21 protein-coding genes are annotated in these 22,522 nt (G+C 52.1%); 9 read left to right on the forward strand and 12 right to left on the reverse strand.

All coding sequences use genetic code 11. From position 1 onward, the window contains the following. From R3I13_RS25320 to R3I13_RS25330, 3 genes are all read left to right on the forward strand, one after another. Positions 1-1,030 (forward strand): RHS repeat-associated core domain-containing protein (locus R3I13_RS25320; protein ID WP_346320789.1); only part of this gene is annotated, 1,030 nt, incomplete at its 5' end. Then, positions 1,023-1,451, forward strand: coding sequence for an energy transducer TonB (locus tag R3I13_RS25325; protein WP_346320790.1), 429 nt, complete (start codon positions 1,023-1,025; stop codon positions 1,449-1,451). The genes R3I13_RS25320 and R3I13_RS25325, both read left to right, overlap by 8 nt. A gap of 403 nt (positions 1,452-1,854) precedes the next feature. Further along, the gene (locus tag R3I13_RS25330; RefSeq protein ID WP_346320791.1) at positions 1,855-2,334 is read left to right on the forward strand and encodes a hypothetical protein; all 480 of its coding nucleotides are present in this window, start codon (positions 1,855-1,857) and stop codon (positions 2,332-2,334) included. 141 nt (positions 2,335-2,475) lie between these two features. Here R3I13_RS25330 and R3I13_RS25335 read toward each other — a convergent pair whose 3' ends face one another. Continuing rightward, positions 2,476-5,925 carry a pyruvate carboxylase gene (locus R3I13_RS25335; RefSeq protein ID WP_346320792.1) on the reverse strand — a complete coding sequence of 1,150 codons (3,450 nt, stop codon included), beginning with the start codon at positions 5,923-5,925 and terminating at the stop codon, positions 2,476-2,478. A gap of 309 nt (positions 5,926-6,234) precedes the next feature. Between R3I13_RS25335 and xerD the strand changes: the two genes are divergently transcribed. Continuing rightward, the gene (xerD, locus tag R3I13_RS25340; protein ID WP_346320793.1) at positions 6,235-7,131 is read left to right on the forward strand and encodes a site-specific tyrosine recombinase XerD; all 897 of its coding nucleotides are present in this window, start codon (positions 6,235-6,237) and stop codon (positions 7,129-7,131) included. Positions 7,132-7,300: 169 nt separating this feature from the next. Here xerD and R3I13_RS25345 read toward each other — a convergent pair whose 3' ends face one another. Further along, on the reverse strand, positions 7,301-8,143 hold the full coding sequence (locus R3I13_RS25345) for a hypothetical protein (protein WP_346320794.1): 843 nt from the start codon (positions 8,141-8,143) through the stop codon (positions 7,301-7,303). A 455-nt stretch (positions 8,144-8,598) separates the two neighbouring features. Here R3I13_RS25345 and R3I13_RS25350 point away from each other — a divergent pair, with 455 nt between their 5' ends. The 5 genes from R3I13_RS25350 (at position 8,599) to R3I13_RS25370 (ending at position 12,118) form a co-directional block, all read left to right on the forward strand. Beyond that, complete coding sequence (locus R3I13_RS25350; RefSeq protein WP_346320795.1) at positions 8,599-8,991, forward strand: hypothetical protein; 393 nt, start codon at positions 8,599-8,601, stop codon at positions 8,989-8,991. 45 nt (positions 8,992-9,036) lie between these two features. After that, a complete protein-coding gene (locus R3I13_RS25355) occupies positions 9,037-9,681 on the forward strand; it encodes a hypothetical protein (protein WP_346320796.1) in 645 nt (214 codons plus the stop codon). Beyond that, on the forward strand, positions 9,678-10,472 hold the full coding sequence (locus R3I13_RS25360) for a histidine kinase (RefSeq protein ID WP_346320797.1): 795 nt from the start codon (positions 9,678-9,680) through the stop codon (positions 10,470-10,472). Before R3I13_RS25355 ends, R3I13_RS25360 begins: the two co-directional genes overlap by 4 nt. A 21-nt stretch (positions 10,473-10,493) precedes the next feature. Next, on the forward strand, positions 10,494-11,153 hold the full coding sequence (locus R3I13_RS25365) for a response regulator transcription factor (protein ID WP_346320798.1): 660 nt from the start codon (positions 10,494-10,496) through the stop codon (positions 11,151-11,153). Between the two features lie 116 nt (positions 11,154-11,269). Beyond that, positions 11,270-12,118, forward strand: a complete 849-nt coding sequence (locus tag R3I13_RS25370) for a DUF2911 domain-containing protein (protein ID WP_346320799.1) — start codon at positions 11,270-11,272, stop codon at positions 12,116-12,118. 272 nt (positions 12,119-12,390) lie between these two features. Here the strand turns inward: R3I13_RS25370 and R3I13_RS25375 are convergent, their stop codons facing one another. The 10 genes from R3I13_RS25375 to R3I13_RS25420 form a co-directional block, all read right to left on the reverse strand. Next, positions 12,391-13,329: a 2-dehydro-3-deoxygalactonokinase gene (locus R3I13_RS25375; protein ID WP_346320800.1), complete on the reverse strand. Its 939-nt coding sequence runs from the start codon at positions 13,327-13,329 to the stop codon at positions 12,391-12,393. Positions 13,330-13,341: 12 nt separating this feature from the next. After that, positions 13,342-14,652, reverse strand: coding sequence for an MFS transporter (locus tag R3I13_RS25380; protein WP_346320801.1), 1,311 nt, complete (start codon positions 14,650-14,652; stop codon positions 13,342-13,344). A gap of 11 nt (positions 14,653-14,663) precedes the next feature. Continuing rightward, positions 14,664-15,812, reverse strand: coding sequence for a galactonate dehydratase (gene dgoD / locus R3I13_RS25385; protein WP_346320802.1), 1,149 nt, complete (start codon positions 15,810-15,812; stop codon positions 14,664-14,666). Between the two features lie 10 nt (positions 15,813-15,822). Continuing rightward, on the reverse strand, positions 15,823-16,446 hold the full coding sequence (locus R3I13_RS25390) for a bifunctional 4-hydroxy-2-oxoglutarate aldolase/2-dehydro-3-deoxy-phosphogluconate aldolase (protein WP_346320803.1): 624 nt from the start codon (positions 16,444-16,446) through the stop codon (positions 15,823-15,825). 7 nt (positions 16,447-16,453) lie between these two features. Beyond that, a complete protein-coding gene (locus R3I13_RS25395; protein WP_346320804.1) occupies positions 16,454-17,440 on the reverse strand; it encodes an SMP-30/gluconolactonase/LRE family protein in 987 nt (328 codons plus the stop codon). A gap of 63 nt (positions 17,441-17,503) precedes the next feature. Continuing rightward, a complete protein-coding gene (locus tag R3I13_RS25400; RefSeq protein ID WP_346320805.1) occupies positions 17,504-19,201 on the reverse strand; it encodes a sodium:solute symporter in 1,698 nt (565 codons plus the stop codon). Then, the gene (locus tag R3I13_RS25405; protein WP_262898788.1) at positions 19,198-19,323 is read right to left on the reverse strand and encodes a hypothetical protein; all 126 of its coding nucleotides are present in this window, start codon (positions 19,321-19,323) and stop codon (positions 19,198-19,200) included. The genes R3I13_RS25400 and R3I13_RS25405 overlap by 4 nt, the downstream gene beginning before the upstream one ends. Then, positions 19,323-19,475, reverse strand: a complete 153-nt coding sequence (locus R3I13_RS25410) for a hypothetical protein (RefSeq protein WP_346320806.1) — start codon at positions 19,473-19,475, stop codon at positions 19,323-19,325. The genes R3I13_RS25405 and R3I13_RS25410 overlap by 1 nt, the downstream gene beginning before the upstream one ends. Before the next feature lie 6 nt (positions 19,476-19,481). Then, positions 19,482-21,971 (reverse strand): PIG-L family deacetylase, encoded by a 2,490-nt coding sequence (locus tag R3I13_RS25415; RefSeq protein ID WP_346320807.1) that lies wholly within the window; start codon positions 21,969-21,971, stop codon positions 19,482-19,484. 87 nt (positions 21,972-22,058) lie between these two features. Continuing rightward, on the reverse strand, positions 22,059-22,388 hold the full coding sequence (locus R3I13_RS25420; protein ID WP_346320808.1) for a DMT family protein: 330 nt from the start codon (positions 22,386-22,388) through the stop codon (positions 22,059-22,061). Positions 22,389-22,522 lie beyond the last annotated feature (134 nt).

Here is a 22,522-nt window from a genome sequence, read left to right on the forward strand (position 1 = left end):
CCCGCAGGATGTGTTCTTTGATAATGTAGTGGTGATGAGTACCCCTGGGCCGGTGCTGGAAGAGACGCATTATTATCCATACGGGCTCACCATGGCGGGGGTCAGTAGTAAGGCTCCGGGGAAGCTGGAGAATAAGTATAAGTTTACAGGCCAGCTATTGGACGATGATTTGGGCTGGAATACTTATCAGATGAAATGGCGAACGATGGATCCACAGATCGGGAGATTTTTGCAAATAGATCCTGTTGCAAGCAGCTATGTTCATAATAGTACATATGCTTATGCTGAGAATAAAGTAATTACTGGAATTGATTTGGAGGGCCTTGAGTGGGTGTCTAAAATAGACGGTTCCGGGGCGACTAATGTAAGTGTAAATGTGAATTTTAGCGTCGATAAGAAACTAAAACTTTCGCCGGAGCAGATAGCAGCGTACCAATATGCCATTAGTAGCCAGTTAAACAGCACAATGCAATTGTCATCAGGAGGAACAATGTCAGGCAAGGTAACATACAATGGGGGTGATCCCCAAGCATTAGGGGTTGTTGTTCCAAGTTTGAGCCTCTATGGAGAAGCTAGTATAATTGGAGGTCAATCTACATTTTCTGCAACAAACGTAAATGTTTTTGACAAGGACGGAAATATGCGATCTCCAGAAATGGTGGCTAAAGACGCTACTCATGAACTTTTACATACTTTAAGACTTGAACACCCATTTGAAAAAACACAAGGAGCAGATACAAAACTTGTTAGCGAAGGGAAAGATAATTATTCAACCACACCTACCACAGACCCAAAAATTCCATTTAATATAATGATTTATCCAATGATAAAAATAAACGGAACAAAGGCAGGCGATTTATGGAAAAGTACGGGGCAGAAACCCTCTTATTTAACCAAAGATCAAATTAAAATGTTATTAAATGAAATTAAGTTACAGAATAATGGAGTTGGTGTTCCTTGGCGTTCAGATTTTTTTAATTATTGGCTTAACACCCCTGGAGAAGAGGTTAAAAAGAAACAAAATGAATAAGGCTGTATTATTGTTTTTGCAACTCTGCATGTTTTCGAGTTGCGATGCACAACATAAAGTTAATAGTACCACGCAAATTTGTAATCAGGAATATGATTCCACCTTGCAACGCTGGGTATATACTACTGTAGATAAGATGCCTGAATTTGAAAAGGGAGAGGTTGGCCTTTTGGAGTTTTTTAAAAAAAATTTTCGATATCCTGAAAATCAGGATTTTTTTCAAGGATCGATCAATTTAGTATTTATAGTTGATAATAAAGGACTAGTTACAAATGGTCATATTCTAAAAAAATCAAAGGCAGAATTAACTTTAGTAGATAAAGAAGCATTGCGTGTGCTATCTAATATGCCCAGATGGAAAGCCGGAAGTTGTGAAGGGCGAAAAGTTCCAGTAAGAATATTTTGGCCTGTTAGGCTTTAGAACGAGGACCGGTATTGAAAAGATGCATTATTATCCGTTTGGATTGACCAGGGATTCCACCAAGGCCGCAGGAAAGTCAGAAAACCGGTACAGGTTTAATGGTATTGAGAAGATCGGGGATTTTGGATTGGAAAATTATGATGCAAAGTTCTGGAAACTCGATCCACAGCCTGGTAGATAGTTGCAAGTAGACCCGATTATTGAAAATATGGAGGCATAGTCTCCATATACGGAGAACAAAGATAATTCAATAAGGTTTTAGTGACTTTCTCGCGATGAGCCCGATGATGACGACTTTTAACCTAATGAGCTGCAGACACTGATCCGGGGTAAGCTGGTAATATTGATTTGGTAAAATATTTGAGAAGCCGGAAGTAAAAGTGACAGTTCAAAATTAAAGAGAATGAAAACCATAATGTTATTGGGCAGTTTTCTTTTAACTTATTCTATTGGGTGCCGTCAGGTTGCTAAGAGCAAATTTTCGGAAGAAGAATTAAAATGGCTGAATGCATACAATGCAGGTGATACTTTGATCTTCAGGTCAGATACTGGAGAGTTTGACACATCTTTTATTGTTGATAAGAAGATCTATTACCCTGAGTTTATTCCGATCGAGGTTCATGATAAATACCTTCCACATACGGGATTTGTCACATACAAAAATGCAGCAGTGAAGAATGTATCTAAGGGCGAAAAGCTCATTTATATGGTCAAAAATTTCCCCAACAAGGACTCCCGGCTTTTTATTGATTATTTAAATTCAGGCATTATCATATCTGACTTGACGAAAAAAGATTTTGAAAAATACAAGAACGGAAAAATATTTACATTCAATACATATCATCCCAAAGCTGGCCCTGACGAACCAAAAGAAATAATTTGACATGAGGACCACGGAATAGTTAAATACGTTAATCACAATGGAATGATATGGGAACGAATTAATCTTCCCCAAAAATAAACAGCGTAGATAAAACGAAAGCCCCGGCAAAACGCCGGGGCTTTCGTCTATAATTTCATCGCTTTACTCCAACTCCACCACCAGATCATCCTGCTGCACCATCGTCCCCTCCCGCAAATGTATCGCCTTCACCTTAGTATCCCGTGTAGCCGTCACCGTTGTCTCCATCTTCATCGCTTCGATAATGAACAGCGGCGTATTCGCGCTGATGCTGTCGCCGGATTTTACGAGTAGCTTAGAGAGTTTGCCCTGCAACGGCGCGCCCACTTCGATATCGGGATTGCTTACTTTTTTGTTGACGGGAACCTCGCTTTTTACTGACCGGTCGCGCACCTGCACGCGGCGGGTGTAGCCGTTCAGCTCGAACACTACGGTGCGCATGCCGCTTTCGTCCGCAGGCAATACATACAGCAGTTTTACGATGATGGTCTTGCCTTTGCTGAGGGTGATCAGGATCTCCTCTCCCAGCCTCAGCCCGTAGAAGAACGCGGGCGTGGGAATGGCTTCCACGTTGCCGAACACTTGCGCGTGCTGGTAATATTCATCGAATACTTTCGGGAACATGTGGTAGCTCAGGTAATCCAGGAACTCTGCCAGCGGGTATTTCAGCTGGAAGGCGGCGAAATCGCTGTCGAAGTCTACGGGGGCGAGATGTGCGTTGGGTTTGCCGTTCAGCGGCTGCTGCCCTTTCAGCACGATCTTCTGCAGCTTCTGCGGGAAACCGCCGTAGGGCTGGCCGATCTCGCCTTTGAAGAAACCCTGTACAGACGCGGGGAAAGCCAGGTTGCGCGATTCGTCGAGCACGTCGGCTGCCGTCAGGTTGTTGGAGGTCATGAACAGCGCCATGTCCCCTACTACTTTCGAGCTGGGCGTTACTTTCACAATATCGCCGAAGAGCTGGTTTACCACGGCGTAGTTGTGCTTGATGGTCTCCAGCTTGTCGCCCAAACCGAGCGACTCCGCCTGCTGGCGCAGGTTGGAATACTGGCCGCCGGGAATTTCGTTTTCATACACCTGCGCGGTGCCGGCTTTCATATCGGATTCGAAGGGATAGTAGTACTCGCGCACGTCTTCCCAATAATTGCTGTATTCGTTGAGCGATGCCAGGTTCATCGGCTGGCTGCGCTCGTGGCCCTCCAGGATGGCGGCCATGGCATTGAGATTGGGCTGCGAGGTGAGCCCGCTGAGCGATGCGATGGCACAATCTACCACGTTCACACCTGCCTCGATGGCTTTGAGGTAGGTAGCGGCCTGGACGGACGCAGTGTCGTGCGTATGCAGCACCACGGGCAGCTTCACGGCTTCGCGGAGCGAACTTACCAGCACGGTGGCCGCCTGCGGCTTCAGCAGGCCCGCCATGTCTTTGATGCAGAGCATGTGCGCGCCGGCGTCTTCCAGGCGTTTGGCGAGGTCCAGGTAATAATTGAGGGTGTATTTGCTGTTGTCCTTATTAAGGATGTCTCCCGTATAACTGATGGCTGCCTGTGCCAGCGAACTGGTGTTGTTGCGCACGAAACCGATGCTGGGCGTCATGGCCCCGATGTCGTTGAGGGAATCGAAGATGCGGAAGACGTCGACGCCGTTCTCGGCGGCTTTTTCGATGAACTTCGCGATCAGGTTTTCCGGGTAAGCGGAATAGCCTACGGCATTGGAGCCGCGGAACAGCATCTGCAGCAGCACGTTGGGCATGGCCTGGCGCATGAGCTGCAGCCTGCGCCATGGGCACTCGTGCAGGAAACGCATGGCCACGTCGAAGGTGGCGCCGCCCCACACTTCCATGGAAAAGATCTGCGGGTTGTTGCGGGTGTAGCCTTCGGCCACGGCCAGTATATCCTTGGTGCGCACGCGGGTGGCCAGCAGGCTCTGGTGCGCGTCGCGGTAAGTGGTGTCTGTAAAATAAACGGGCTTTTCGTTGCGCAGCCACTGGCTGAATCCTTCGCGGCCCAGGTCCAGCAGCTTGTTGCGGCTGCCTTCCGGCACAGGGGCCAGCGGGTCGAAGGAAGGGATATGCGGGGTGCGGAACTTGCGGCCATCGTGTTTGCCTTTCACATCGGGGTGACCATTCACGGTCACATCGGCGATGTACATGAGGGTTTTGGTAGCGCGGTCGCGGATGGGCGAAAGCTTGAACAACTCAGGGTGCTGGTCTATGAAACCTACGGTGCAGTTGCCTTTGCGGAAGGTGTCGTGGGTGATCACGTTCTCCAGGAAGCGGATGTTGGTTTTCACGCCCCTGATCCTGAACTCTTTCAGGGTGCGGAGAAGGCGGCTGGCCGCGCCGCTGAGCGTACGGCCCGAAGCGGTCACTTTCACCAGCATGGAATCGAAGAAGGGCGAGATCTTCACGCCGGAATAGGCGCTGCCCTCATCGAGCCTGATGCCGAAACCGCCGGCATTGCGGTAAGCGATCACGGTGCCGTAGTCAGGCGTGAAGTTGTTCTCCGGGTCTTCCGTGGTCACGCGGCACTGGATGGCGAAACCGTTCAGGCGTACATCGTCCTGGCTTTTGAGGAAGATCTCGGGGTCAGACAGGTGGTGCCCTTTGGCGATAAGTATCTGCGAACGCACGATGTCGATACCGGTCACTTCTTCCGTAACCGTATGCTCCACCTGGATGCGCGGGTTCACTTCAATGAAATAAACCTTGTTCTGGCGGTCTACCAGGAACTCTACGGTACCAACGTTATTATATTTTACTTCGCGGGCTAACGCCAGCGCATACTCGTAAATCTCATTCCTTGTTTCAACGGGCAGGTTGGGCGAAGGGGCGATCTCCACCACTTTCTGGAAACGGCGCTGCACGGAGCAGTCGCGCTCGTAGAGGTGAACGATGTTGCCGTGGTTGTCTCCCATCAGCTGCACTTCAATATGCTTGGGCTCTTCAATGAATTTTTCGATGAAGATGGTGTCGTCGCCGAATGCTTTGCCGGCTTCGCTGCGGGCTTCGAGGAAGGATCTCTCCAGCTGGGTCTCGTCGCGCACTACGCGCATGCCGCGGCCGCCGCCGCCTGCTGCGGCTTTGAGGATCACGGGAAGACCGATGCGGGCGGCTTCTTTTTTCACGGTTTCCACACTGTCCAGCTTTTCCTGGCTGTCTTCGATCAGCGGCACGTTCACCCTGCGGGCCAGCGTTTTGGCGGCTACCTTGTCGCCCAGCTGCGCCATCACTTCAGGGTCGGGCCCTACGAAAATGATGCCTTCTTCCTTGCAGCGGCGCGCGAAGGTCACGTTTTCGCTGAGGAAGCCGTAGCCGGGATGGATAGCGTCCACCTGCTGCGTCTTGGCCAGGTGAATGATGGCTTCAATGTCCAGGTACGGCTTCAGGGGCTCTTCGTCTTTTCCTATCTGGTAAGCTTCATCCGCCTTGTAACGATGGAGGGAATAACGGTCTTCATAGGTGAAGATCGCCACGGTCCTGATCCTTAATTCCGAGGCTGCTCTTAAAATCCGCACGGCAATCTCGCCGCGGTTAGCTACTAACAGCTTATGTATCCTTTTTAGCGAATCCGACATAACAGTGGTTTGGCAGTCAATATAACATTTATGCTAAAAATCAGCGGGCATAAAAGTAGTAAAAGAAACCTGTTTTTTCTTGGTTTATTTCTAAAAATACTTACTGAACAGTAAAATATATTCAAACAAGAGCAGTTTAACAGCCTGTTTGTCCAAAAAGAAGTCAAATTATACAAAAACTATATAATACGTGAAGGATGCTGTGTAGGGAATACGCTATGGCTGCGGTTATTGGCGGATCACTGAATGTTGTTTTTGTTTAATGTATGCTGAAGCCGGTTTTAGCCGGGAAGATATTATATTGTGCCCATGTGGGATGCCGCGATCAAAGGATTCAAGATACACCTCAAGCTGGAACGCTCCCTGTCTGCCAATACCATCGAGGCATACGAGCGGGACGTGCTGGCGCTTACCCGTTACCTCGTCATGGAAAACAAGCCCCTGGCGCCGGAAGAAGTGACGCTGGCGGAGCTGCAGGCCTTCGTGCAGTGGATCGCCACGTTGGGCATGACGGCCACTTCGCAAAGCAGGATCATTTCCGGGATCAAGACCTTCTTCCGCTTCCTGCTGCTGCAGGACATGATCAAGGCAGACCCCACCCAGCTGCTGGAAGCGCCCAAGGTGCGCCGCAAGCTGCCGGACTTCCTCAGTTTCGAGGAAATAGAGCTGCTCATCGGCCAGGTAGATCTCAGCAAGCCGGAAGGCCACCGCAACAAAGCCATCCTTGAAACCATGTACAGCTGCGGCCTGCGCGTGAGCGAGGCGGTCAGCCTTCAAATATCCCATCTATATTTCAGCGAAGGGTTTATCCGTGTGATCGGCAAAGGCAACAAGGAAAGGCTGATACCCATCGGCAGCTCCGCCATCAAACATATTGAACTGTATTATGAAGGCACCCGCCGGCATATGGCGGTGAAAAAGGGGCATGAGGATATCCTGTTCCTCAACCGCCGCGGCGCGGCGCTCAGCCGGGTCATGATCTTCCTGATGATCAAGGAGCTGGCGGGCAAAGCGCAGATCAACAAGACCATCTCGCCGCATACCTTCCGGCATTCCTTCGCCACCCACCTGGTGGAAGGCGGGGCCGACCTGGTGGCCGTGCAGGAAATGCTGGGGCACGAAAGCATCACCACCACCGAGATCTATACCCACCTGAACCGCGAATACCTGCGTGACATGCTGCAGCAATACCATCCCGGGTTTTAAAGCAGGAAGGCCGGATCATCCCGACCATTAAGGGCATACTTCCAGTAAAAAGATTTTGAAGAACCTCCGGCCACAGGCGGAAGGAAAGAAAAAAACAGCTGCCCGTGGGAGGCTTGGCTGAGGATTAGGCAGCTGTTTGTATAATTGGGGCTTTTCCAACATTGGAGGACTAGTACATGACGTACCGGTCTTTATAATTGCTTTTTGTGCTTTTGTTACTGATAAAATCACTGATCCACCCGGTGAGCCTGGCCGCCTTCTTTTCCCCGGCGCTGGGCACCACGGCGAGATTTATCTTTGTGCAATGGGCGATCTGCTGCCTTTCGGGCTGCAGGGCATTGTCCGGGTTTTCGCTCCAGATGAGGCCATGGTTGCCAAATACCTTGAAGTATACATCCGGCCCGTGTTTGCCGCCGATGCGGTTGAAATATAATTTATAGCGCCCGTTCTCGCCGGTGAAAGCGATGGCCAGGGGCTTTTGTGTAAGCGCGTTGTATACCTCCACCCTCACGCCTCTCAGCGCCTCATGCGTTTCGAAATGCCGCACGGTACCTGCAACGGCCCACGCGCCGAACTCGCGGCGGATGGCAGACCATTTCTCCGAGGGCACCACGTAGGCAAAAGCGGCCAGGTACTTGTCGCGCGAGCGCTTCCAGTGCGGCACGAAAGTGCTCAGGTGGTACTGGATCCAATCCTGTTGGCCTTGATCCCTGCCGGGAACATCGTTCAGGCAGATATCCATTTCCAGCGGTTCGGTGAACAGGTGCAGATCGTCCCAGCCAATGCTGAAATTCCCCCGTTCGTCCAGCCGGGATTCGGCCAACAGGCGTTCCTCCTTGGCTTGCACGTCCCTTTCAGACAGCTGCCTCAAATCTTTAAAGATGCCTACCGCCAGCTCGTCTGCCTCGTAAGGCGTACCCGGAAGATAGATCCGGATGCGGGCGTTGGCCAGGGGTTCAATACACTCTTCACAGATCAGCGCAGAAATGTTTCCGATCAATAGATAACTCATAAGCGATCAACTTTTGATTCTACAAAATGGGGTAACGTTCTTCTCCTCATGCGCCGGTTTCAGGGCAACCGGCCCGCCCTCTGCATACTAACGAAACAAACGATGGTAGAAAGGCCCGAGTGCGTGTAAAAAAATTGGAATTAACACGGTCTATAACCCTCCTTAACGTCTTCAATGTTCACTCCTACAAAGGTTAAAAAGAACCCGGTGCGGGTCAAGCGTTCAATCCCTGGAAATACGAATGCGTACTTCTACGCATTTTATGCGGAAAAACCCGTAAAAGGCCATCCCCATGAATGGGTATGCACCATCCGGAATCCGCAGTGGACGGGCATATGATTGACATACAAGGGCTAACTCCACGCTGGGCCGGAGCCCCGCCCCGGCTTTGAAAAGTGGGATTTTGTAATAATTTTACCGGCGACATTTTCTAACTAACTCTTAAAAAGCAACACATGTCAAAGTTCTCCAAAAGCGCGGGAGTATTTCTCTCCCTGCTGAAAGGCGCCAAACAAACGCAGGCCTACCGCATCGACCAGGTAGACCGCAAAAAACACAAAGATCCCTTACTGTCCGGCTTCTTCGGTATCGACAAGATACATGAGCTGCTGGCCGACAAACCTACCGCTACCGGCATCCGCATTTATTATGGACTGGATATCAACGGAGACGGCAAGCGCGACAAAAAATTCATCATCGTGGCCACAGACGCTGAAGGCAACGACATTATCCCTTCCGCTGAAAAAGGCCTGGGAAAAGACGGCGAACCTGTCAAAGACATCCTTGGCACCGACACTTATTGCCCCTTCGATTGTCCTAAAGCCAATCCTTTAAATTCAGATAACTAGGATAAAGACTACTAAGTGCCGCTTCATCACATTTTTTGGTATTGCATGTTGGGGATCGAAACCCTGCTTTTGATCCCCTTTGCAATAAACTCCAGACTGTTCAATAAAGAACAACGGATCATATACATCTACCTGATCTCCGCCGTATTTTACGGTATCGGATGTGAAGTGTTGGCACGCCTTTACGGCAACAACATGGCTTTCATTTCCTGTATGATGCTGGTCCAGTTCTATATTTTGTCCCTCTTCTATCTAAAGGTCCTCAAAAGCGAAAAGGTCCACCGGTACATCCGGATCCTGCTCGTGGTGTGCACGGCGATCTTCGTCGCAGACATCACCGTACTGGAAGGTCCGCTCAAATTCAACTCCATATTTATCTCTATCCGCACCTTCGTACTGATCGTGTATGCGATCCTCTTTTTCCTGCAGCTCATGCGGGATGAAAATCTCATAGAACAGTCCATTTTCATCAATTCCCTGCCGGTTTTCTGGTTCAATGCCGGGATCTTCGTGGAAATGTGCTGCTCCTTTATGCTGAACCTTTCCTTCAACATGCTCCAGCAGATGGGCGTCCAGGACCTATGGATATCCATTTACCGCATTACAGCCGCTTTAACATGGATTGCCGGCATAATTCAGGTCTTTCTTTTTTATATTGGGCTCCGAAAGATTAAAAAAGCGAAGGCATGAACACCCTGCAACTAATATTGATCGGTACTATCGTGATGCTCAGCCTGGGCATTTTCGTAGTGATCATGGTCGTTTTGCAGCAAAAGCAGGTGGTGCAGTACAAGCTCATCCTGAAAGACAAAGACCTGCAATTGCAGAAAGAGCGCCTCGTGGCCGTGCTCCAGGGGCAGGAAACAGAGCGCAAAAGGATCGCGGAAGACCTGCATGACGAAGTGGGCGCCCAGCTGTCCGTTCTCAAACTTTCGCTGAACCACCTCCAGCAGCTGGCCGGCAACGGGGAAAAGGAAAAACTCAGGGAAACGAAGGAGTTTGCGGACACCATTATCCAGCAGCTCCGGTTCATCTCCCAAAGCCTGCACCCCACCACCCTGGAGAACCTCGGGCTCAGCCATGCGCTGGATTCCTTTTCCAGCCTCATGAACAAGAACCGCGAGATACTCATCACCTTCCGGACAGACGGCACCTCCTATAACGTGGACCGCGAGAAGGCCCTGAACGTATACCGCGTGGTGCAGGAGCTGATGAACAACATCCTCAAACACGCCGAAGCCCGCAACGTGCTGATCACTTACCAGAGCACCCCTTCCACCCTGACCATTAAAGTGGAAGACGACGGCAACGGCAGGCTGGTCGATAAATTCGAAGAGTCCAGGAAAAAGACCGGGCACCTCGGTTTAAAAAATATCGAGAGCCGTTTGAATATTATCGGGGGAAACATCACCTTTGTAAAGAATTCTCCCGCCGGTACAGTGGCCGAGATCACCGTGGAGAACTACCAGCCTCTTGTTTAAAGCAAAAAATAACCATTATTTATGCTGCCGCCCATTAAAGTTGCGATTGCAGATGACCATAAGATTTTCCGCAGCGGGGTGATCAACACCTTGACCCCGTATGATAATATCAACGTGGTATTCGAAGCGGAAGACGGCGAGCACCTGCTGCAGATCATGCAGGACCAGCAGCCGGACGTGATCCTCATGGACCTGAAAATGCCGAAAATGGACGGCATCCAGGCCACCATCAAAGTAAAAGAAAAGTACCCCCAGGTAAAGGTGATCATCCTCACCATGTATGAAGACGACAACTTCATTGTCCATCTCGTGGAAAACGGCGCCAATGCCTACCTGCTCAAGAACAGCGAGCCCGAAGAAATATACGAGGCCATCTGCACCACGTTCGACAAGGGTTTTTATTTCAACGAGAACGTGAACCTCGCCCTGCTCAAAAAAGTGCTGCATAAGAACAAGCAGCAATTCAAGCCTACCTTCAAGAACGAAGTGCAGCTCAGCGACCGCGAGCTGGAAGTGCTGAAGCTCATCTGCAACGAATACACCACCCAGGAAATAGCAGACCAGATCTATCTCAGCTCCCGCACGGTGGAAGGTCTGCGGCAGAAGCTGCTTGAAAAACTGAATGTGAAGAACACCGTCGGGCTGGTGCTCTATGCTTTCCGCAACGGCCTCATTGAATAGTCAGCCGGGATTTTTGACGTTTCACCAGGATTTAATGACCACTACCCGTTTTTCTTCCGCAAAACCGGCATAAATTGCAGTGCAATTTTTTTATTACCACCAATAATATGCGAATTATGAAGCAACTATCCGCGTTTCTTTCCGCCGTGGCACTCTGTGTTATGACGGCCGCCGCTGCGCAGGCGCAGGGCATCAAGATGCCTGCACCCAGCCCCACCCAGACCATCAGGCAGGATTTTGCCCTGTCTTCTGTTGAAGTAACCTACAGCCGCCCGCTGGCCAAAGGCCGCGTGATCATGGGCGACCTGGTGCCTTACGGCAAACTCTGGCGCATGGGCGCCAACGCCGCCACCAGGATCAAATTTGGCGAAGACGTGAAGCTGAACGGCACGCCCGTTCCCGCAGGCGAATACGTGCTGTATGGCATTCCTTCCCCGGAAGGCTGGGAACTTGTGCTGAACAAGGGCCTGAAGAACTGGGGCATCGACGGGTACAAAAAAGAGGAAGATGTAGCCCGCTTCAAAACCGAAACACAGGAACTGCCCTTCCCCATCCAGTCGTTCATGATCCTGTTCGAGAACGTGCGCCCGGACGCCATGACCATGATGATCAGCTGGGACAGGACCCTGATCCCCGTGGAGATCACCGCAGACATCGACGGTAAAGTAATGGCTTCCATCGACGCGGCCATGAAAACCGAGAAGAAACCTTACTTCTCCGCCGCCGTGTACTACTACGAAACTAACCGCGACGTAAAAACCGCGCTGGATTACATCACCAAGGCTACCGAGCAGCCTGAGAACGCCAAAGCTTTCTGGGTATACCACTGGAAAGCCAAGATCCAGGCTAAATCCGGCGACAAGGCTGGCGCCAAAGCCACTGCCGAAAAATCCATCGCCATGGCCAAAGAAGCCAACAATGCCGATTACGTGGCACTGAACGAGAAGCTGATCGCTTCTTTGTAAGTTGAAAAGATATTATAGAAAAACGGCTGCTTCAAAATGAAGCGGCCGTTTTTTTATGAATTCTCCATAATGAGGAAAACGCTTTATTACGGAGCGTTACGGGTTTCGTCATTGCTCCAAAGTCCGTCATTGCGAGAAGCCGCGTGGGTTTTGTGCGGGGCGCGACGAAGCAATCTCTTCCATAGCCTGGAGTACGCCAATTCAACGCAGGAGATTGCTTCGTCACCCCTCCCGCTTTGGCTCGGCTGCTTCTCGCAATGACGCGCAATTGGCTAATGAGCAGACAAAATAACCTGCTGCCCTTTGATCAAAGCCTCATCCGCATCCAGTGTAGACACAACGTTGATGCCAAGGGCTTCACATGCCAGCGCATACAGCGGCGTATGCAGCGCGCCGCCCAGCAGGTGTACGGGCATACCGGGCTTCAGGGTACGCAGTTCTTCACCGATCAGCAAGCCGCTGAGGTAATAATAGTTTTGTTCCGCAGATAATCCTTTGAGCAATTGGTTGGTGCGCACTTTGAAGCTATGCGCCAGCAGCGAAACTTCCCTGCTGCGCTGTACCGCGTTGATAAAACTTTCACGGTCGGCGGGATCTGCAAGCTTTCCACCTTCCGCTATGGAACCGGCCAGGATGCTACTTCCTGATAGCAGCGCGAAGAATTCCCCGGTCATAAATGTCTGGAAAGCCGTTACCTGCCCATTGCGGAGCCATACATGCTTGGAATGCGTGCCCGGCAACAATAACAATTGTTCCTCCCCTGCATCCGGCAACGAAGCCGCGGCGCCTACGATCTTGGTTTCTTCGCCACGCATCACATCATCCTCCGTACAGGCGCCGGAAATGATCAGCAGCGGGTTTTGATTGTTTTGAAGGGATTGTACCGACAGGTCTGTGCCAGCTGTGGAAAAGGGCAATTTTTTATAGGGTAACTCCATCAGCCCGATGGAAGATGAAGCCATGCCGGATAATACGACCGGTATTCCATCGGGCGCTTTGCCCAGTTGGTGTGCTATTTCAGCGATCTGCCGGTTTAAGAAACCCGTATAATAATCCTGCCGGCTGATGCCGTGTTGTTGCAGCCAGGACCTTGCCAATTGAGAAATGCCCTGGTCGTTCTGCACCACTGCCAGCGTCTGCAGATCTGCTATACGCACGCAGCGCAGCCTGAAATTGCTGGTTCCCCAGTCGCAGCTTAAAAAAGTATCCATGTTCTTTCGACGTTAATGAACCGGTGCTGTTTTGGGCGTTACCCGCTCCACGTTTCCTACAAGGAAAAGATAAGAGCAGGCGCCCAGGCCGCCCAGCACGGCAATGAAAATAAGCGCTGGCGCGAAATTACCGCCACTCGCCAGGAACCCGATCGCGATAGGCACCACGATACCCGCCAGCTGGCCGATAAAATTAAACACCCCTCCCGTTACATCGATCAGGTGTTTTGGCGCCAGCGTGGATACGAAGATCCAGGTGATGGAAGCGAAGCCCACGCCAAAAAATGACAGCGACATAAACAGGATGATCAACCCCGGCGTATGCACATAATTGGCGCCGACGATACTCACAGAAAGCAGCAACCCCGCAATGATGGGCGTTTTGCGAGCCCTCGCTGCAGGCACTCCCTTCCGCACCAGGTGATCCGACAAAAAGCCGGAGCACAGCACGCCTGCAAAAGCCGCCAGGTAAGGCAAAGAAGCCCAGTAGCCGGATTTGATAAAATCCAGGCCGCGGTAGTCCACCAGGTATTTGGGAAACCAGGTGAGGAAAAACCATAGCGCGCCGTTTACCGCGAACTGGCCCAGGTAGATGCCCCACAATTTCCGGTGCGATAATACTTCCCTGAGGTCAGACCATTGAAACCCGCTCCGGGCGCTATTTCCGGGCTGGTTGCCCAACAGTCCTCCCCCATTTTCGATATGCGCCAGTTCTGCTTTATTGGCCCTTTTATGCCGGAGCGGATCGCGGTAGAAAATATACCATACCAGTCCCCATGCCACACCGATCAGCCCCGTTATCACGAACAGACCTTTCCACCCTGCCTGGTACTGGATCTTTGACAACACCGGCATCAAAAAAGCCAGGCCGAGGAATTGCCCCGAAGTATACACCGCGATGGCCGAAGCCCTTTCCTGGTTGGGGAACCAGCTGCTCACCACGCGGTTGTTGATGGGAAAGGCCGGCGCTTCCAGCGCGCCGGTGGCCATGCGCAGCCCGAACAGGGACACGAAGCCTTTTGCAAAACCCTGCAGCACGGTGGCCAGCGACCAGCTGACGAGGCTGATCGTATACAATATCCGTGGGGCAAATCTTTTCACGAGAATGCCGCTGGGTACCTGGAAAAGCAGGTAGGTCCAGCTGAAGGCGGAAAAGATCAGCCCCATCTGCACGGAAGAAAATTGAAATTCTTTACTGATGTCTGTTGCAGCCACCGCGAGGTTGCTGCGGTCCATGTAATTGATGACCACATTGACAAACAGGAGGAAAAGCACCTGGTAACGGACGCGGGTGGGTTTCATAACGGGTGTGGACGTGTGCATGTTGCTTTGTTTTACCATTCTGCGATGCTGCCATCGGTATGGCGCCATACCGGGTTTTTCCAGTTATGGCCAATGGCGGCCATTTTTCGTACATGCGCCTCATTTATTTCAATACCAAGGCCGGGCTTGTCAGGTATATTCACATATCCGGCCTTGTATTCAAAAACGGTTTTGTCGGCGAGATAATCCAGCAGGTCGCTGCCCTGGTTGTAATGGATGCCCAGGCTCTGCTCCTGTATAAATGCATTATGGCAGGTAGCATCCACCTGGAGGCAGGCGGCCAGCGCAATGGGGCCCAGCGGGCAATGCGGGGCAGCGGCCACATCAAAGGCCTCCGCCATGGAAAAGATCTTCTTGCATTCGGTAATGCCCCCCGCATGGGAAACATCCGGCTGGATGATATCGGCCACACCGGCGGTGAGCAGGTCTTTGAACTGCCATTTCGAAAACATCCGCTCTCCCGTGGCAATGGGTATTGCTACGTGGTTGGCGATCTCCCGCAGGGCTTCGTTGTTTTCAGGCAGCACCGGCTCTTCGATGAACATGGGTCGGAAAGGCTCCAGTTCTTTTGCCAGCAGCTTGGCCATAGGCTTATGCACCCGCCCGTGGAAATCGATGCCGATGCCGAATGCCGGGCCGGTGGCTTCACGCACCGCTGCAATGCGGGCAACAGCCTGGTCTATTTTGTCGTAGCTGTCTATGTATTGCAGCTCTTCCGTTGCGTTCATTTTCACCGCCAGGAAACCCTGCTCTGCCATCTGCCGCGCAGCCGCGCCTACATCCGCAGGCCGGTCGCCGCCGATCCAGGAGTATACTTTCATGGAATGGCGGGCCTTGCCGCCCAGCAGCTCGTGTATGGGCGCATTGTGGTATTTCCCTTTAATGTCCCATAGCGCCTGGTCGATGCCGGCGAGGGCGCTCATCAGTATGGGGCCGCCGCGGTAGAAGCCTGCGCGGTACATTACATTCCAGTGGTCTTCAATGGGCAGCGGGTCTTTCCCCACCAGGTATTCCATCAGCTCGTCCACCGCAGCTTTTACAGTGGCCGCCCGGCCCTCTATCACCGGCTCTCCCCACCCCGTGATCCCTTCATCGGTTTCGATCTTTAAAAAAAGCCAGCGTGGCGGTACCTGGAAAAGTTCATAGCTCTTGATTTTCATAGTCCTGTTTTTATGCATGAACGGCCTGTACAAATTGACGGGCCAGTTCTCTTAAACGATCGATGTCTGTTGCGGTTATTTTTTGTTTGATGTTGACCAGCGAGCTGCCAACGCCGAACCCAACGGCGCCTGTATTGAGATAGGCGCTGATATTGTCCAGCGTAATGCCTCCTGTCGGCAACAGCGGGATATGTGGAAGCGGGCCGGACATATCTTTGATGTAAGATGGTGAAGTAGCCGGGAATACCTTGATGATGTCGGCGCCTGCTTCGTAGGCGGTATAGATCTCGGTAGCCGTATAAGCCCCGGGAATGCTGGTAACGCCGAGTTCTTTCGCTGCGGCTATTACGGACTCCTTCACAATGGGGGAAAGGATAAACCGGGCGCCGGCGCTCACCGCATCAGCCGCCGTTGCAGGGTCCAGTACGGTTCCGGCGCCGATGACCATGGAATCGCCGAGCCTGGCAGCCACCTGTTCTATTGCCTGCAGCGGCGCTTCAGAGTTCATCGTGATCTCCAGCAGCCGGATGCCGCCTTCATACAAAGCGGTGGCGATCTGCACAACATCCGCGGGTGGAGCGCCCCTGAGGATGGCAATGATCTTATGTGTCGTAATTAGTTCGTATACCGCCATGATATTTTTATTTTAATGCTACTTTCAAAACACAATTATCGGCTGTGATGAATAGAGTTTTCTGATCACCGGAGAAAGCGCAATTGGAAGTAATGAGGTTGGTTTTGATCCTGCCCAGCGCTTTACCGTTCTTATCGAAGATCCAAACCCCGCCCGGGCCGGGTGCAAATACGATCCCTTTTTTATTGATCTTGATCCCGTCAGGACTGCGGGGTTCTTTTTTAAAAATGGCCGTGCCATCAAAGAAGATCCTTCCGTTGATGAGGTTTCCTTTTTCATTAAGGTCATAAATGTACCAATGCGGCAGCTGCGGGTCTGAATTGGCGATGAGCAGGCTTTTTTCCCCGGGAAAAAAGGCAATGCCATTGGGCCGGGTCAGACTGTCGGTGAGCAAAGTAACCGCCCCGCTTTTCGCGATACGGTACACGCCCTGGTAAGAAATTTCCCGTGCGGGATCCTGCGGGCCTTTTTCCAACCCGTAAGGCGGATCGGTGAAATAAATATCGCCGTTGCTTTTGATGGCAAGATCGTTGGGGCTATTGAATCTTTTGCCGTTGTAATTGCCGGCCAGCGTGGTAAACCGCGGCTGCGGATCAGCCGTTGCTGCGTTCATTACAGCTACGCGCCGGTCGCCATGCTGGCAAAGCACGAGCTGCCCCTGCGTATTCACTGCCAGCCCGTTCGAGCCCAGTTCTTCGCCGCGCGGCGCGGGCTGTGTATAGCCGGAAGGTTCCAGGTATAAGGTGGCGCCTTTTTGCGCGGTCCATTTGTAAATGCGGTTCCGCATTACGTCTGAGAACAAGAGCATTTTTTCCTTTTCGATCCATACAGGGCCTTCCACCCATTCAAAACCATCAGCGATGACAGCGACTTTAGCATTCACATCTATCACCGCATCCAGGCCGGGGTGTATCCTTTCTACCACGGCCACCGGCAGTTGCGCCTGCATGGGGGCAGGCATGAAAAAGAAGAGAGAAGAAAGGAGCGCGAGCATATTGTGGAATCTTGTTGAATCCCAAAATATACAAAATGATGCGGTTATTCTAAAACTTGCAGATTATTCCTTTGCCGCGATGAAGTTCTCAACAAATTGCCATAGCCCAGCGAAAAGCATTACCAGCGCGCATCCTATCAGGTTCAGCCAGAGGAACGACACGAGGTTAAAAGCATAGATGCCTACAATGAAAACCTCTGCCAGCAAAGCTCCCCAGAATACGGCATGGCCTTTCACGGATTTCATGGAAAATGCTGTTACGAAAATGCCAAGGATGGTGCCGTAGAACAATGAGCCCAGTATATTCACCGCTTCAATAAGGCTGCCCAACCCCGAAGCAAACTGCGCGACGGCAATGCTGAAGATGCCCCAGAAGAGCGTCCAGGCTTTGGAGGCGCGCAGGTTTTGCGCGTCCGTGCCATCCGGGCGGATCATGCGCTGGTAAATGTCTACCATCGTAGTACTGGCCAGCGAATTGAGCGCCGCGGCAATGCTGCCCCAGGAAGCCAGGAATATGATCGCGATGAGCAAGCCCACCATGCCTTTCGGCAGGTTGTTCACCACGAAGTGCAGGAAAATGTAGTTGGTATCATTCACTTCCGCCAGCGGGTCCGCTTTTTTTATCAGCCTGCCCGCCTGCGCACGGACGGTATCTCCCGCGGTTTCAGCGGCTTTAAGAGAGGATTTTACTTTTTCGATCTCGCTTTCATTCTCCGTCTTCAGCGCGGCGGCAAGGGCTTTTACATAACCGGCCTTCTGCACGGAAAGGGAATCGTAGCGCTGCTCCAGCACCTGCATTTCAGGGGCGTATTCGGAGTTATGCACTTTGTTCAGCAGCCCCTGGTTGAAGTTGATCGGCGCGCGGAAATACAGGTAGAACACGAATACCAGCGCGCCTATCAGCATAATGAGGAATTGCATGGGCACTTTCACGAGCCCGTTCATCAGCAGGCCCATACGGCTTTCGGTAAGCGTTTTGGCGGTAAGGTAGCGGCCCACCTGGCTCTGGTCTGTCCCGAAATAAGACAGTGCCAGGAAAAAACCGCCGATAACCCCGCTCCAGATGTTATAACGGTCGTTCAGGTCAAAGTCTGTCACGATCACGTTCAGCTTGCCCATTTTGCCGGACACATGCAGCGCTTCAGAAAACCCGATGTCTTTGGGCAGCAGGTGCATCACCATCCAGCCGGCGAGGAACATGCCGGAGAAAATAATGGCAAGCTGCAGGCTCTGCGTGTACGACACGGCTTTGGTGCCGCCGTACATCGTATAAATAATGAGCAGCCCGCCCATGAAAAGATTGGTGTAATAGATATTCCAGCCGAGCAGTGAAGAAAGGATGATACTGGGCGCATAGATGCTGATACCCGTGCTGAGCGCGCGCTGCAGCAGGAAGAGGAAACTGGTGAGCACCCTCGTTTTCAGGTCGAAGCGCTGCTCCAGGTATTCGTATGCGGTGATCACCTTCAGCCGGTGGAAGATGGGCACAAAAAAGATGCAGATCACGATCATGGCCAGCGGCAGGCCAAAATAATATTGCACGAAACGCATCCCATCCGAATACGCCTGCCCCGGCGCGCTCAGGAAAGTGATGGCGCTGGCCTGCGTGCCGATGATAGACAGCAGGATGATATACCAGGGCATGGAACGGTTGCCCAGGAAATAGCTGTCCAGGTCTTTCTGGCCGCGGCTTTTCCAGACGCCGTAAACGATGATGAAGATCAGGGTGCAGGATAGAACTATCCAGTCTAAAAAGCTCATGAATAGTTTTTAGTGAACAAATAGAAAAAGACGATCAATGCGGCCAATACGCCGGCCACCAGCCAGTACCAGGCGGACCAGCGGGAAAATACCGGCGGCTTTTCTTCAGGCGTCTCCTGCATTATTTACCTCTTTTGGATAATAAACCTCCGCCCAGCAGGCCCAGCGCCAGGCCGATCATTAAACCGATGTGCACGCGTTTGATCAGGAAACCGATCACCAGGCCGATGATAATGCACATGGCAGCGGATATCGTCACTCTTTCGTTTCTCATTGTCCGTTATTTAGAGAGCATGTTTACAAATAACCTGTAAGCGCCCGGCACTCCTGCGGGCAACTGGCGGAAGAACGACAGTCCGGTATAGATGTATCGCCCCTGGCCGTATGCGGCTACGATGGTAGAGCCATCCATGGGCTTTTCACCGGGATCGTTCATGGCAAAGGGCTGCTGGTATTCGCTGCCCAGGTCAGACGGGAAATAAAGCCCCCGCTCCTGCACCCAGCCCTCGAAGTCTTTTTCCGAAATGGCGTTGGGATAGGTGAACAGCTTGTCTTGCGGGCGGAGGAACTTCACCGGCGCATTTTCATTCGTCACCCTGTTCCGGGACAGCTTGAAGGGATACGGCCCCAGCTGATCCGTTACCAGGCCGCCGTTGGTATTGTATTGCACCACCAGCGTGCCGCCGTTCTTCACGTATTCCAGCAGGCGCGGCTGCCAATAGCGGAGCCTGTCCTGCGTATTATAAGCGCGCACGCCGGTAATGATGGCGTCGTAGTCTGTCAGGCTGCCGTTCATGATGTCTTTTTCTGAAAGCAGTGTTACGCTGTAACCCACCTGCCGCAGTGATTCCGCCACCTTATCGCCCGCGCCGGGGATATAACCCAGCCTGCGGCCGTTGTATTTCAGGTTCACGGTCACCAGCCTTGCGCTGGCTTGCGGGAAAATATTGATAGCGGGAATGTGGTCGTATTCGATGGTGGTAATGCTGTTCGTATAGGCCGTGCCGTTAACGTCCAGCACAACGGTCATGGTATCGGTGATGTTCTGCCCGTTCACTTTCAGCGGCGTCACGGTGAAGTTCACTTCGGTTTCATCCCCTTTGCGGTTGAGGTTGAAGGGAAGGGAAGCCTGGTCTGCCCTGAAACCCGCCGGCAGCTGCAGCTTCACGGTACCGCTTACTTTCTCTTTCATGGCCCTGATCTTCACCGGCACGGTTTGCGGCGCGGCCTGGGTGTAGATGTACACCTGGTTGTCCAGCTGGGCCACTACCGGCGGCGCTATCACCAGCGGGCGGAACACCTCTCCTTTTACAGGATCGGTGAATTTGTAGATGAAGGGACGGGTAACGGCGATGGTCTGCGTGCCTTTGCCGGTACCGAATTCGAGGAAGAAGGTGGCGGTGAGTGAAGGAATATTTTCAGGATTGCCAATGAGCGCTTCGTTGCGGATGCTGTACATGCCCTGCGGGTGCGGGTCCTGCAGCCAGTAAGGCTGCGAAATGGGCGTTTGCGCTGGCACAGTCACTTCTTTTTCCACGGACAGGAAGGCGTTGTTCACCAGGTCTTTTTTCACAGACTCATCTTCCTGGCCATTGATGGCCACTTTTTGCAAACGCACCGGTGTGAAGCTGCGGTTGATCACCTGCAGGTTACATTTCATGGGGCTGCCGGGCACCACTTCCGCGGAAGAAGAAAATGCTTCCGCCCAGATGCCGGCGCAGGCCAGGATGAGCTGTTCGGTCTCTTTGAGTTTCACCGTTTTCCAGTAACCATCCGGCAGGGCCATGAGCGAAGATCGTATAGCCAGCAACGTTGGTACGCTTGCGGCAGGGTTGTTCATATCATAATTCTCCGCCGCAGCCGCGGTTTGCGCGCCAATGGCCGCGCCGCCGGGCACGCGTTCCCAGGAGGTCTGCACGTCTTCCATCAGGTCCTTTTTAGGTTCGGGACCTTTAATGGTCGTGAAATATTCAATGGCAGTGCCGCGGGAAGAAGGTACGCCGAAGCCCTGGCTCTTGTGCTGGGAGCGGCTTTCAGCGGCTATTTCGCCATACCCGCGCCCCAGCAAGGGGTTGAAGGAACCCGCGTCTATCTTGAACTGGTCTTCGGATGTATTATTATTTCCGCCGAAATTATAGTTGTTCCACAACAGGCGTTTTGCCTGCCAGGGTTTGACGCTGGCAAGCTGTTCCGGGTATTGCGAAGGATCTGCCGCCGCGGTGAACGCTTCTGCGGCCAGTATAGCGGATGCGGTGTGATGGCCGTGCCCCGCCCGGCTGTCTGCCGGGAAGCGGCAGATGATCACATCGGGCTGGAATTTGCGGATCACCCATACTACATCGCCGAGTATTTTTTTACGGTCCCAGATGGTGAAGGTCTCTTCAGGATTTTTCGAAAAACCGAAATCATTGGCGCGGGTAAAGAACTGTTCCGCCCCGTCTATCCTGCGGGCAGCCAGCAGTTCCTGCGTGCGGATGAGGCCCAGCAGTTCGGCCTGTTCGTTGCCGATAAGGTTTTGTCCGCCGTCTCCCCGCGTGAGGGAAAGATAGCCGGTGCGGTAGCGGCTTTCGCGGGCGAGGTAGGCCAGCAGGCGTGTGTTCTCATCATCCGGGTGGGCGGCTACGTAGAGCACGCTGCCAAGGGTATTGAGTTTCTTAAGCTGCACCTGTATATCTGCGGCATTCATAACGGGGGCGGTCTGCGCATGAAGGCCCGAAAGGCCCGCCAGCACAGCAACAGCCAACCCGATTGCGGATCGTATCTTAAACATGGGAATAGTTACCAATTTTATCAAGTTGTCAAAAATAGTGATTTATCCCGGCAAGTGTTTACCGCTGGTGGATTAGGCCACAGCCCGTTATTTTTTGAACATAAAATAAACCGCGCCCAGCAGGAGCGAAAAGGAGATCAGGTAATTCCAGCGCAGCGGCTCCTTGAGGAACAAAATCGCAAATACGCAGAACACGGTGAGCGTGATCACTTCCTGGACCATCTTCAGCTGGAAGCCGTTAAACCCGTCCAGGTAACCCAAACGGTTGGCCGGCACCATAAAACAATATTCAAAAAAAGCAATGCCCCAGCTTACCAGCACTACTTTCCACAAGGGCACATTCGTGTTCTTCAAATGCCCATACCAGGCGAAGGTCATAAATACATTGGAGACCAAAAGCAGGATTATCGTACGCATTCCCGAAACTAATAATTTTTACGCTATGTTCTCCGCCGGACATCCATTGTACATTACCGGACATAAATTATATTATCAATATATATATCCAACTCGTTACAAAAAGCCTTTATCTTGGCACCTGCTTTGAAAAC

Source organism: Chitinophaga sp. YIM B06452 (assembly GCF_039655965.1).
Classification (GTDB): domain Bacteria; phylum Bacteroidota; class Bacteroidia; order Chitinophagales; family Chitinophagaceae; genus Chitinophaga.

Excerpts from the sequence above, each read along its gene's own strand:
- R3I13_RS25370 (WP_346320799.1), top strand. The coding sequence starts at position 11,270 with ATGAAGCAACTATCCGCGTTTCTTTCCGCCGTGGCACTCTGTGTTATG.
- R3I13_RS25410 (WP_346320806.1), bottom strand. The coding sequence starts at position 19,475 with ATGAGAAACGAAAGAGTGACGATATCCGCTGCCATGTGCATTATCATC.
- R3I13_RS25345 (WP_346320794.1), bottom strand. The coding sequence starts at position 8,143 with ATGAGTTATCTATTGATCGGAAACATTTCTGCGCTGATCTGTGAAGAG.
- R3I13_RS25400 (WP_346320805.1), bottom strand. The coding sequence starts at position 19,201 with ATGAGCTTTTTAGACTGGATAGTTCTATCCTGCACCCTGATCTTCATC.
- R3I13_RS25330 (WP_346320791.1), top strand. The coding sequence starts at position 1,855 with ATGAAAACCATAATGTTATTGGGCAGTTTTCTTTTAACTTATTCTATT.
- xerD (WP_346320793.1), top strand. The coding sequence starts at position 6,235 with ATGTGGGATGCCGCGATCAAAGGATTCAAGATACACCTCAAGCTGGAA.
- R3I13_RS25350 (WP_346320795.1), top strand. The coding sequence starts at position 8,599 with ATGTCAAAGTTCTCCAAAAGCGCGGGAGTATTTCTCTCCCTGCTGAAA.
- R3I13_RS25380 (WP_346320801.1), bottom strand. The coding sequence starts at position 14,652 with ATGCACACGTCCACACCCGTTATGAAACCCACCCGCGTCCGTTACCAG.
- R3I13_RS25325 (WP_346320790.1), top strand. The coding sequence starts at position 1,023 with ATGAATAAGGCTGTATTATTGTTTTTGCAACTCTGCATGTTTTCGAGT.
- R3I13_RS25335 (WP_346320792.1), bottom strand. The coding sequence starts at position 5,925 with ATGTCGGATTCGCTAAAAAGGATACATAAGCTGTTAGTAGCTAACCGC.
- R3I13_RS25395 (WP_346320804.1), bottom strand. The coding sequence starts at position 17,440 with ATGCTCGCGCTCCTTTCTTCTCTCTTCTTTTTCATGCCTGCCCCCATG.
- R3I13_RS25415 (WP_346320807.1), bottom strand. The coding sequence starts at position 21,971 with ATGTTTAAGATACGATCCGCAATCGGGTTGGCTGTTGCTGTGCTGGCG.
- R3I13_RS25355 (WP_346320796.1), top strand. The coding sequence starts at position 9,037 with ATGTTGGGGATCGAAACCCTGCTTTTGATCCCCTTTGCAATAAACTCC.
- R3I13_RS25420 (WP_346320808.1), bottom strand. The coding sequence starts at position 22,388 with ATGCGTACGATAATCCTGCTTTTGGTCTCCAATGTATTTATGACCTTC.
- R3I13_RS25365 (WP_346320798.1), top strand. The coding sequence starts at position 10,494 with ATGCTGCCGCCCATTAAAGTTGCGATTGCAGATGACCATAAGATTTTC.
- R3I13_RS25390 (WP_346320803.1), bottom strand. The coding sequence starts at position 16,446 with ATGGCGGTATACGAACTAATTACGACACATAAGATCATTGCCATCCTC.
- dgoD (WP_346320802.1), bottom strand. The coding sequence starts at position 15,812 with ATGAAAATCAAGAGCTATGAACTTTTCCAGGTACCGCCACGCTGGCTT.
- R3I13_RS25360 (WP_346320797.1), top strand. The coding sequence starts at position 9,678 with ATGAACACCCTGCAACTAATATTGATCGGTACTATCGTGATGCTCAGC.
- R3I13_RS25375 (WP_346320800.1), bottom strand. The coding sequence starts at position 13,329 with ATGGATACTTTTTTAAGCTGCGACTGGGGAACCAGCAATTTCAGGCTG.
- R3I13_RS25405 (WP_262898788.1), bottom strand. The coding sequence starts at position 19,323 with ATGCAGGAGACGCCTGAAGAAAAGCCGCCGGTATTTTCCCGCTGGTCC.